6 protein-coding genes and 2 pseudogenes are annotated in these 10,333 nt (G+C 63.0%); 3 read left to right on the forward strand and 5 right to left on the reverse strand.

The window, feature by feature from the left end:
- Window positions 1-263 precede the first annotated feature (263 nt).
- From QSJ97_RS23905 to QSJ97_RS23920, 4 genes are all read right to left on the reverse strand, one after another.
- Window positions 264-998, reverse strand: coding sequence for a DUF1499 domain-containing protein (locus QSJ97_RS23905; protein WP_285674979.1), 735 nt, complete (start codon window positions 996-998; stop codon window positions 264-266).
- A 72-nt stretch (window positions 999-1,070) separates the two neighbouring features.
- Window positions 1,071-2,450, reverse strand: a complete 1,380-nt coding sequence (locus QSJ97_RS23910; protein WP_285674980.1) for an efflux transporter outer membrane subunit — start codon at window positions 2,448-2,450, stop codon at window positions 1,071-1,073.
- The gene (locus QSJ97_RS23915; RefSeq protein WP_285674982.1) at window positions 2,447-5,554 is read right to left on the reverse strand and encodes an efflux RND transporter permease subunit; all 3,108 of its coding nucleotides are present in this window, start codon (window positions 5,552-5,554) and stop codon (window positions 2,447-2,449) included. The genes QSJ97_RS23910 and QSJ97_RS23915 overlap by 4 nt, the downstream gene beginning before the upstream one ends.
- 3 nt (window positions 5,555-5,557) lie before the next feature.
- Window positions 5,558-6,721: an efflux RND transporter periplasmic adaptor subunit gene (locus tag QSJ97_RS23920; RefSeq protein WP_285674983.1), complete on the reverse strand. Its 1,164-nt coding sequence runs from the start codon at window positions 6,719-6,721 to the stop codon at window positions 5,558-5,560.
- Between the two features lie 77 nt (window positions 6,722-6,798).
- Here QSJ97_RS23920 and QSJ97_RS23925 point away from each other — a divergent pair, with 77 nt between their 5' ends.
- Both QSJ97_RS23925 and QSJ97_RS23930 read left to right on the forward strand, forming a co-directional pair.
- On the forward strand, window positions 6,799-7,386 hold the full coding sequence (locus tag QSJ97_RS23925; protein WP_285674984.1) for a TetR/AcrR family transcriptional regulator: 588 nt from the start codon (window positions 6,799-6,801) through the stop codon (window positions 7,384-7,386).
- Between the two features lie 302 nt (window positions 7,387-7,688).
- Window positions 7,689-8,539 (forward strand): annotated as a pseudogene (locus tag QSJ97_RS23930) (IS3 family transposase); the annotation flags it as partial.
- A gap of 63 nt (window positions 8,540-8,602) precedes the next feature.
- Here the strand turns inward: QSJ97_RS23930 and QSJ97_RS23935 are convergent.
- On the reverse strand, window positions 8,603-9,832 hold the full coding sequence (locus QSJ97_RS23935; RefSeq protein WP_285674986.1) for an IS256 family transposase: 1,230 nt from the start codon (window positions 9,830-9,832) through the stop codon (window positions 8,603-8,605).
- Between the two features lie 74 nt (window positions 9,833-9,906).
- Here QSJ97_RS23935 and QSJ97_RS23940 point away from each other — a divergent pair.
- Window positions 9,907-10,122, forward strand: a pseudogene (locus tag QSJ97_RS23940) (integrase core domain-containing protein); the annotation flags it as partial.
- Between the last annotated feature and the right edge of the window lie 211 nt (window positions 10,123-10,333).

Consider the following 10,333-nt stretch of genomic DNA (forward strand, 5'->3'; position numbering starts at 1 on the left):
TGGTTCGAGACGATCGAGGAGCTCCGCCGGGCGCTCCTCGAGTTCCAGCGCACCTACAACGAGGAGTGGATCATCCAGCGCCACGGATACCGGACCCCGGCGCAGGTCCGACAGGAGCAAACCGAAACCATGCAGGCAGCCGCTTAAGCCCTTCCCGCTGTCTCAAAACCGTGGACCGGTACACCAGATATCGGGGGGAAGGTCAAATCGAGGGCGGCCGGCGTCTGAAGGTAGGTCTGGCGTGGAGTGTCATGTCCGATATTTCACGCGCCGAACCGTTGTCCGAACGCGCGTATCCGGGCGGCGTTGACGCCCTGGTCGCTCCGTCCGACTCTCGACACACTGCGCAGGTCAACGCGGCTTCCGTCTCCTTGGGGCGTCACGACAAGCACGACATCGTCTGCGAAGTGGAACACGGAGGTGCGGGCGGTTGCCTCGATGCGGCGACGCTCCGCGTCCGCGGCGACGATCTCCCACCCCATACCCTGTGCGACGGCCAGTGCGCGTTGATACGCGGCATCCGCGGGCAGGTCTGTCATGATAGGTGCGATGTCGGGATAGGCGGCGGCCTGGATCTCGGCCAGTTCGGCCCCCCCGTATTCGAGTGAATTGCGGGCACCTGCACGTGTTTCATCCAGCACTTCGAACGCAGGCGGGTTGACCGTGTCGGTGGAGATGTCGTGGATCGGCGGTGCGCGCAGCGGCGGGTTGAGCGTCCCGGCGATCAAGGGTGCCAAGCAGGCCACCCCGACAAGCGCCGAAACTCCGCCTGCAGCGGCTCCGCGTCTTTCCTTGCGGATCAGGTGAATGATCAGCGACAGCAGACCCACCCCGAGAATGACCCCGCCCAGTGGATTGAGATAGGTGCGATAGAGCCCAAATCCCACGATCGGCTCCCACAGGCCCAATCTCGCGCCAAACAGCATCAAGGCTACGCCGACTGCGCCGATGAACGCGGCGAGAAGGGCGATCTTTCCAGCATGCTTCATGTGTTTCATGGTCCTTTCAGTGCCTGAGACCGGCAAGATGCCGACCTGGTCTCAAGTCAGGATTCAGCGAGTGCGCGCCTGTCAGTTGCTTGCCTGCCCCGTGGCGGCGGAACCTGCGCCCGTGGCGGCGGAGCCTGCGCCCGTGGCGATCTTCAGTACCGCCCAGGCCTCTGCCGCATCAGCGACGGCAGACGCTGCCGAGATCCGGGCGGAGGCGGTGTTCCGGTCGGTTTCGAGGAGGTCCAGAAGCGTGATCGCGCCCCTGCGGTAGTTCTCCTGCGCAAGCTCGAGCGCGTGTCCGTATTCGTCCGCGGCTGTTCTCAAGAGTACGGCGCGCTGGCGATAGCGATGGAGGTTGGACTGGGCGACCTGGACGTCTTCCACCGCGTCCATCACCGCGGCGCGCCAAGTGATCTCTGCCTGTTTCGCGGCGGAGATCTCGGCATCGCGGCTCGCCCTGAGCTGCCCCTGGTTGAAGATCGGCAAGGAAAGCTCAGGGCCGAAACTCCAGGCGTTCACGGAACCGGCGCGCACGACGGTGCCCGACAGCGAAAGCGACGGATAGAGCGCAGCCTCGGCCACGCCGACATCCGCCACCGCGCTGGCAAGGTCGGCCTCGGCGCGCCGGACGTCCGGCCGATTGCGCAGAAGTTCCGCCGGCACGCCAGTCGACGCTCCGCCCGGTGTGCGCAACTGCGGCGCCCCCTTCTGCATTTGCGCCATGAGCGGGTTCGCAGGCTCGTTGAGCAGGGTTGCAATGGCATAGACGCTCGCATCGAACAGGGCCGCATACTGGGGCAGCGCAGCGCGCGCATTCGACAGAAGGGCCCGAGCCTCAGCCACCTCATACTCCGTCGCGGCCCCGGCCTCATACTTGCTGCGGGTGATATCGACCGTCTCTCGCCGCGCACGAATGGTGTCGCGCGTCAGGGCAAGCAATTCCTGATATTTCCTCGCATCCGAGTAATTCGCCAGCAGTTCGGCCAGCCAGGCAAGCCGCACGGTTTCCACGTCGGCACGGGCGGCGGTCACGGAAGCGAGCGCACCTTCGCGCTCCCTTCGGATGCCACCGAAGATATCTATCACAAGCGAGGCTCCCAGCTCTGCCGTGCCGAGATTGGAGACGCCGTCAAACGCGTCACCGCCGAAAACCTCCCCCGACCCGGTTGCCGCCCCATCCAGCGCCGCGTTGATGCCGGTTTCCCTAAGCTGCGCCTCAGCCCGACGGACCGCCTCCGTCGCCAGCAGAACATCGAGGTTCTGTGCAAGGCCGCGCGTCACCAGCCGGGTGAGCATGACATCATTGTAGGTTTGCCACCACTTTTCCGATGCAACCGCGCCGATGCGTTGCGCCGTTGCGCCATCGAAGCGGGCTGGCAGCGCAACTTCGGGCCGTTGGTAGTCCGGGCCAACGGCGCAGCCGCCGACGAGCAGACCGATCAGGACGTAATGCGGCTTCACTGGACGGTCCCTCCGTGGGCACGGAACAGACCCGTGGCCCTGATGACGGCAACGTAGAAGACCGGGACCATGACGACCCCGATCAGGGCGGAGAATATGATCCCGCCAAGCATGCCGGTGCCGATGGATTTCTGTGCATTGGCGCCCGCGCCGGAGGCCAGCACAAGCGGGGTGATGCCGAACCCGAACGCCAGCGATGTCATGAGAATGGGGCGCAGACGCTGACGGGCTGCCGTGGTCGTCGCCTCCAGTAAGGCCTTGCCTTCCGACCTCAGGGATTCCGCAAACTCGACGATCAGGATGGCATTCCTTGCGGCAAGACCGATCGTGGTCAGCAAGCCAACCTTGAAATAGACATCGTTCGACTGGCCGAAATACCACGTCGCCATCAACGCTCCCAGGATACCCACCGGCACCGAGAGCATCACGGCAAAGGGCACTGTCCAGCTTTCGTACAAAGCGGCGAGGCACAGGAAGACGACCAGCGCCGAGATCGCATAGAGTATCGCCTCCTGATCCCCGGACAGTCTCTCCTGATAGCTCAAGCCCGTCCAGGCGGAGGCATAGGAGCCGTCCAGGTCCGCAGTGAGCTGTTCCATCACCTCCATCGCGTCACCCGAACTGATCCCCGCCGCCGCTTCGCCGGAAATTTCCAACGCACGCGTGCCACCATATCGCGAGAGCTTGGGCGTGATCGTTTCCCACTCGCGGCTGAGGAAGGCCGAGAGCGGAACCATTTCGGAGCCGCTATTGCGCACATACCATTGATCAATGTCCTCCGGCTGCATTCGCCATTCGGCGCCGCCCTGCACGATCACCTCGCGGAGATCGTTCCCGAGTGGGAAATCATTGACATATGTCCCTGAAAACACGGTGGAAAGCATGGCGTTGAGGTCCGACAGGGACACTCCCAGCGCCCCGGCCTTCTGCTGGTCGATCTTCATCTTCAAGGCGGGCTCGGTGGCATCATCGTTGCCGCGAAGGCTGGCCACCCGACCGTCCTGGGTCCCGTTCAGCACCAGCTGATCGGCCGCCGCGCTCAGGGCCTCCTGCCCGGCGCCAGATTGATCGACAAGGTACATCGTAAATCCCGAAGATGTCCCCAGTCCCTGGATGGCCGGCGGCTGAAGGACGAATACCTTGCCCAGTCGGGACTGGAAGAAGGTGCGATTTGTCCGGGCCATCAGGTCGGATGCGTCCTGACCCGGCCTGTCATCGTAGTCCTTGAGCCTGATGAACATGATCGCGTAGTTCTGCCCGGATTCACCGAAGGTGAAGCCGACATTGGCGAATACGCTTTCCACCACGTCTGCTTCTTGAGTCAGCAGGTATTCCTCGATCTGCGAGACGGTGTATTCCGTCTGCTGAACGGTCGATCCTTGCGGCAACTCGACCAGGGTCATCAGAACGCCCTGATCTTCGGTCGGCAGAAACGATGTCGGCAGACGATCGTAGACCCAATAGGCTGCGACCCCCGTGAGCCCCAGCACCAGCAGCATGCGGAAGGGCCGCAGGGAGAACTGCCCAACCAGGGCGCCATACCCTGCCGTCAAGCGGTCAAGAGCGGCATTGAACCAGCGCAGGGGCGCTACGGGGGTCTTGTCGTGGCTCGGCTTCAGAAGTTGCGCGCACATCGCGGGCGTGAGGATCAGCGCCACGAACAGCGACAGTACCATGGCGGATATGATCGTGACCGAAAATTGCTTGTAGATCACGCCGGTCGATCCGGACATGAACGCCATCGGCAAGAACACCGCGGACAGAACCATCACGATCCCGACCAGTGCGGTAGAGATTTCCCCCATGCTCTTTTCTGTGGCCGCGACGGCGTCGAGCCTGTCTTCCTCCATCACGCGCTCGACGTTCTCGACCACAACGATGGCGTCATCGACGAGCAGGCCAATGGCAAGCACCAGTGCAAACATCGAAAGGGTATTGATGGACATCCCGAAGGCCGACAGCACACCGAATGTCCCCAGCAGAACCACGGGCACCGCAATTGTCGGGATGATCGTCGCGCGCCAGCTTTGCAGGAACACGAAGATCACCAGAAACACGAGCACAATGGCTTCGATCAGCGTCTCATATACCTGATCGATCGACTTCTCGACGAAGGGCGAGGTGTCGTAGGGATATTCAACCGTCACGCCCTCCGGCAAGGCGGAGGACAGGTTGGCAATGACTTCACGCACGGCTTCGGCGGTATCCACCGCATTGGCGCCCGTGGAAAGGTTGATGCCGAAGCCCGCGGCAGGATGGCCGTTGTAGCGACTGGTGCTTTCGTAATCTTCCGCAGCCAGTTCAACGGTTGCCACATCGGCAAGGTAGATCGCCGAGCCGTCGGTGTTGGTCTTGAGCAGAATGTTCTGGAAGTCTTCGACCGATCCAAGCTGGGATTGCGCCGACAGGGACACCGTATACTGCTGGCCTGCTGTGACGGGTTGGGCCCCCAGGTTGCCGACGGTGACGTTGGTGTTCTGCTCGGAGACCGCCGCGGTCACGTCGGACGCAGTCAGCTGATACTGGTACAGTTTCTCCGGGTTCAGCCAGATGCGCATGGCGTATTCGGTGCCGAAGATGTTGATGGACCCAACGCCCTCGGTGCGCTGCACCGCATCCTCGATGGTGCTGCTCATGATGTCGCCAAGCTCGAGCGAGGAATAGCGACCGTCCTCGCTGACCAGGGCGCCGACCATCAGAATGGAAGAGGTCGAACGTGTGACGGAAACGCCGTCACTGGTGACGGCGTCGGGCAGTTGCGATTCCACGAGCTGCAGCTTGTTCTGCACCTGCACCTGCGCCATGTCGGGATCGATCGTGTCGTCGAAGACGAGGGAGACGGTTGATGCGCCTTCGGTCGAGGAGGACGTCATGTAGGTCAGGCCATCCAGCCCCGTCATGCCATCCTCGATGACCGTGGTGACCGAATGCTCGACCGTCGCGGCCGAAGCGCCCGTGTAGGACGCGCTAATGCGAACCGTCGTCGGCGCGATGTCGGGATACTGGGAGATTGGCAGGCTGGTCATGCTGTACGCGCCCAGCAGCATGGTCGCGATGGCAAGAACCCACGCAAAGACAGGGCGGTGAATGAAGAACGAGGCCATGGATCAATCCTCCACGGCGGAGGTCGCGACATCGCGCGCGATGCCATCGTCGCCTATGGTCACCGGGACGGGTGTCACCGCCTGCCCCGGCCGGATGGAGGACAGCCCATCCACGATCAGCCGATCCCCCTCGTTCAGACCTTCGCGGACGATCCAGGCGTTCCGATAGCTTCCTTCATCCTCCAGCGTGACCTGCCGTGCCCTCCCGTCGTCGCCCACGACATAGGCGGTAAGCTTGCCCGAGGCGCCACGTGCGGCGGCACGCTGCGGCACGAGATAGGCCTCCATCGTGCCGAGGACGACCTCGCCGCGCACGAACATGCCGGGAATGATCACGTGTTGAGGGTTGTCGAACTTGAACCGGATGGTCACGGTTCCGGTCGTCGTGGATACGGTGTTGCCGGGGGTGACCAACTCACCGGTGCCGCGGTACACGTCCCCGTTCTCAAGGGCTAGGGTCGCGTGAAGCACGTCGTTCTGCTTGAGCGTGCCTTCGTGGATGCCTTTCCGGACGGAAAGGATACGCGCGCTTGCTTCCATCATGTCCACATAGATCGGGTCGGACCGCACGATGGTGGTCAAGGCGTCGGTCTGCCCGGCCGTCACGAGATCTCCGACGGAAACCGTCGCAACATCGGCACGCCCCGCGATCGGGCTGGTCAATGTGGTCCATGACAGTTCGGTCCGTGCATATTCCAGCGCGGCTCTGGCCGATTCCAGCGTCGCCTTGGCCTCGGCAAGACTGGCGCGCGCGGTTTCGACTTCGGCCTCGGTATAGCCCCTGCCGGACAATTGCTCGGCACGGTCATATGCCGCCCGCTTCACGGGCAGATTGGCTTCAGCGGTGGCAACGTTCGCCTGGGCGGCAGCCACAGCCGCGAGATAGGAAGAATCGTCGATTCTGAACAGGGGATCGCCAACGTCAAGCGACTGGCCCGGCGTGTAGAGGACTTCTTCAATCACCCCGCCTACACGGGGGCGCACCTCCACCTCCTGAAACGCGACCGCACGCCCCGGCGAGGTCGCGATACGGGGAACCTCCTGCAAGGTCGCCGCGACGACGCCCGCTTCGATCGGTCCCGATGGCAGAGGCTGTGCATTTACCATCGCGACAGCCCCCGTCAGCGCGAGGACCGCGACCATCATCTTCCAAACGCAGGCCTTCATCTGCTTCTGATCCTTGACTATCGGACAAGAGCGTTGCCTCCTACGCAAACACTGCATGGTGCGCAAGGATGTTGCAGATGACGCTTTCGTTACGAGAAAGGCGGCGGCAGGAAACGGCGCGCGCCATCCAGCTGGTCACATTGCAGCTGGCTGTTCAGCACGGCCTCGAGAACGTCACCACCGAAGAGATCGCCGCGTCTGCAGGCATCAGCACGCGGACCTTCTTCAACTATTTCACAAACAAGGAAGCCGCCGCGATCGGGGCACCGCCTGCGTTCCGGGAGAAGGACAAGGAAGCCCTGCGAGAAGGAACAGGATCACTGGCGAAGGATCTCAAAGTGTTCCTGGACCGGCACATGGAGATCCTGGCCGAGGATGAACCCATTCTCGAGATGATTGGAACAGTCCTGCGTTCAAATGAAAGGGCGCGGGGTATCCTCGAAGGATTTCTGAACCAGGAGCGCCGCGAACTCACGGAGTGCCTGTGCAGTCGCGTGAACGATCGCCAGACTGCCGCCGCACTCGCCTGCATGACCATCGACGCAATAACGGAGACGATTTACCTTTGGGAGCACGAAGATAACCTGACACTCGGCGCGGCTCTGGATGCTGCCTGGAAGGGAATGATCACCGCAGCACATCTCCTTGTAATCTCGTCAGACTAGATTTTCATAACTATCTACTAAATCCTTCCGGGTGCCGTTCGATCTTCCACGTATGAAGAAACACATTTTGACAGCTGCGGGCGCCTTCATCCCATCCCGCCCGGTTTGTCACTTCTATTTGGAAGTCAAGACAAAACATGTGCACTTTACCGAAGTGCATCTCGAGTTCGTCTGATTACTGCAGATCGGGACAGGTGCAGCGGTTTCACTCGTCATCCGTCCGTTTGCGCATGGGCCCTGCTGTGACCCCCGGGACTCCCTCCATCTGATGCTAGAGTCCGGCCGAGCGAGAGGACCGGACGATGAAGCGATCGAAGTTCAGCGAGGAGCAGGTCATTGCGATCCTGCGGGAACAGGAAGCAGGAGCGAAGACGGCAGACGTGTGTCGCCGACACGGAATCAGCAGCGCCACGTTCTATGCCTGGAAGTCGAAGTTCGGCGGCATGAACGTCTCGGATGTCAAACGGCTGAAGGCGCTTGAGGAAGAGAACACGAAGCTGAAGCGCCTCTACGCCGACGCGATGCTCGACAACGCCGGGCTGCGAGATCTTCTCGGCCGAAAGTGGTGACGCCCGCTGCCAAGCGGACCGCGGTCGCTCTTCTGGTGCAGAACCACGAGACGAGCGAGCGGCGGGCGTGCCACCTGGTCGGCGCGGACCGGACAATGATCCGCTATCGCAGCCGCCGCCCCGATGACGCGGCGCTGAGGGAGCGGATGCGGGTTCTGGCAGGTGTGCGCCGGCGCTTCGGCTATCGGCGGCTGCATGTTCTGCTGCGCCAGGAAGGGCTGGTGGTGAACCGCAAGAAGACCGAGCGGCTCTATCGCGAGGAACGGCTCACCGTGCGTCGCCGGCGCGGGCGCAAGAAGGCGACAGGGACACGGGCTCCGATCCTCGTCGAGGCAAGGCCGAACGCGCGCTGGTCGGTTGACTTCGTGCATGATCAGCTCGTCAGTGGCCGTCGTCTTCGCATCCTGAACGTCATCGATGACGTGACGAAGGAGTGCCTGGCGGCCATCGTCGACACCTCGATCTCTGGTCGGCGCGTCGCGCGGGAGCTCGAGGTCATGGTCGCCAGGAGGGGCAAGCCCGAGCTGATCGTCTCCGATCACGGCACGGAGTTCACCTCGAACGCCATGCTAGCCTGGACCCAGTCGGCCAGAGAGTGTCAGGTCTTCCGTGTACGGGGTACCGGTCCGGTCCCATCCTGACCTCTCTCAGCCCGAGATCGGGGAGAAGCGATCCTCGAACATGATGGCGAACTGGTTGACCGCTGTCAGCCACCCGCGCACCGTCCGCGCCGTTTTTTCGTGTCCTCTGATCGCGAGGTAGATCAGCTTCTCGGCTGCCTGCTCGGAGGGGAACGAACCGCGGGTCTTGATCGCCTTGCGGATCACGCGGTTGAGGCTCTCGATCGCATTCGTGGTGTAGATCACCTTCCGGATCTCCGGGCTGAAGGCGAAGAACGGGATCACCTCCTCCCAGGCCCGGCGCCAGGCCTGGGCGATCGAGGGATACTGGCGGCCCCATTCGGCGTCGAAGGCCTCGAGCGCATCGCGGGCCGCATCGGCGGTCTCCGCGCTGTAGACCTCGCGGAGCTTCGCTGCCACCGCCTTGCGGTCCTTCCACGAGCAGAAATTCAGCGAGTGGCGGACGAGATGGACGATACAGGTCTGCACCGTCGTCTCCGGGAAGGCCGAGTTGATCGCGTCCGGGAAGCCCTTCAGCCCGTCCACGACCGCGATCAGGATATCCTGGAGGCCCCGGTTCCGGAGCTCGTTCATCACCGAGAGCCAGAACTTGGCGCCCTCGTTCTCGGCGATCCAGAGACCGAGGACCTCCCGCTGGCCGTCGCCGGTGATGCCGAGGGCCAGGTACACCGCCTTGTTTTTCACGATCCGGCTGTCCTTGTCCCGGATCTTCACCCGAAGGGCGTCGAAGATCACAACGGGATAGACGGCATCCAGCGCCCGCGAGCGCCATTCCTTCACCTCGTCGAGCACGGCGTCGGTGACCCGGCTGATCAGGTCGGGGGAGATCTCGAGCCCGTAGAGGTCCTCGAGATGGCTGCGGATGTCGCGCACGCTCATGCCGCGCGCGTAGAGGGCGATGATCTTCTCATCGAGCCCATCAATCCGGGTCTGCCCCTTGGCGATCAGGCGCGGCTCGAAGCTGCCCTCCCGGTCGCGCGGAACCTCGATATCGAGCGCCCCGTCCTCGCTCTTCACGGTCTTGCGGCTGACCCCATTGCGCCGGTTCGTCTGAATAATCGGCGGCTCGTGCCCGTGCTCATAGCCCAGGTGCTCGGTCAGCTCGGCGCCAAGCATCCGCTGCATAAGCGCCTTCTTCAGGTCCTTCATCAGCCCGCCGTCGCCCAGCAGGTCCTCAGGCCGCTCGCAGCCCTTCAGCAGCTCGTCCAGCACGCTCTCGTCGATCTTCTTCGCCATGGTCCACGCCTTCCATTCTCTCAACATGGACCGGTACCCCGTACACGGAAGACCTGACACTCTCGTCGGCCAGCGTTGCCTGGCACTTCATCGCCCCCGGAAAGCCGCAGCAGAACGGCATCTGCGAGGCGTTCAACGCCCGGATGCGTGACGAGCTGCTCAACGAGACGCTGTTCTTCAGCCTCGACGCGGCCCGCCAGCACCTCGCCCGATGGGTCACCGACTACAACCACCGCCGGCCGGACTCAGCGATCGGCTACCAAACGCCGGCGGCCTATGCCGCCCGGCTCACCGCAACGGGCGGCCCGCTCCGCGTCGTGGATGCGCTCCGCCAGCCGCCCGTTGCTCCATCGGCGCCAGAGCGCCACAGTGAAGCCCCGACTCCGGTTTCAGCTGGATGATCATCGGGGGTCACAGCAGCCCGACTGACCTTTCTCCTGGATTGGAGCCAATCGGACACTTCTAGCTCGTGTCCCTGGACGTTGTGTATGAGCCGGCCGC

The organism is Paralimibaculum aggregatum, assembly GCF_030270585.1.
Lineage (GTDB): Bacteria > Pseudomonadota > Alphaproteobacteria > Rhodobacterales > Rhodobacteraceae > Thermohalobaculum > Thermohalobaculum aggregatum.

Bases quoted from the DNA above. Each gene is read 5' to 3' on its own strand.
- QSJ97_RS23935 (WP_285674986.1), bottom strand. From the start codon at position 9,832: ATGGCGAAGAAGATCGACGAGAGCGTGCTGGACGAGCTGCTGAAGGGC.
- QSJ97_RS23905 (WP_285674979.1), bottom strand. From the start codon at position 998: ATGAAACACATGAAGCATGCTGGAAAGATCGCCCTTCTCGCCGCGTTC.
- QSJ97_RS23915 (WP_285674982.1), bottom strand. From the start codon at position 5,554: ATGGCCTCGTTCTTCATTCACCGCCCTGTCTTTGCGTGGGTTCTTGCC.
- QSJ97_RS23920 (WP_285674983.1), bottom strand. From the start codon at position 6,721: ATGAAGGCCTGCGTTTGGAAGATGATGGTCGCGGTCCTCGCGCTGACG.
- QSJ97_RS23925 (WP_285674984.1), top strand. From the start codon at position 6,799: ATGACGCTTTCGTTACGAGAAAGGCGGCGGCAGGAAACGGCGCGCGCC.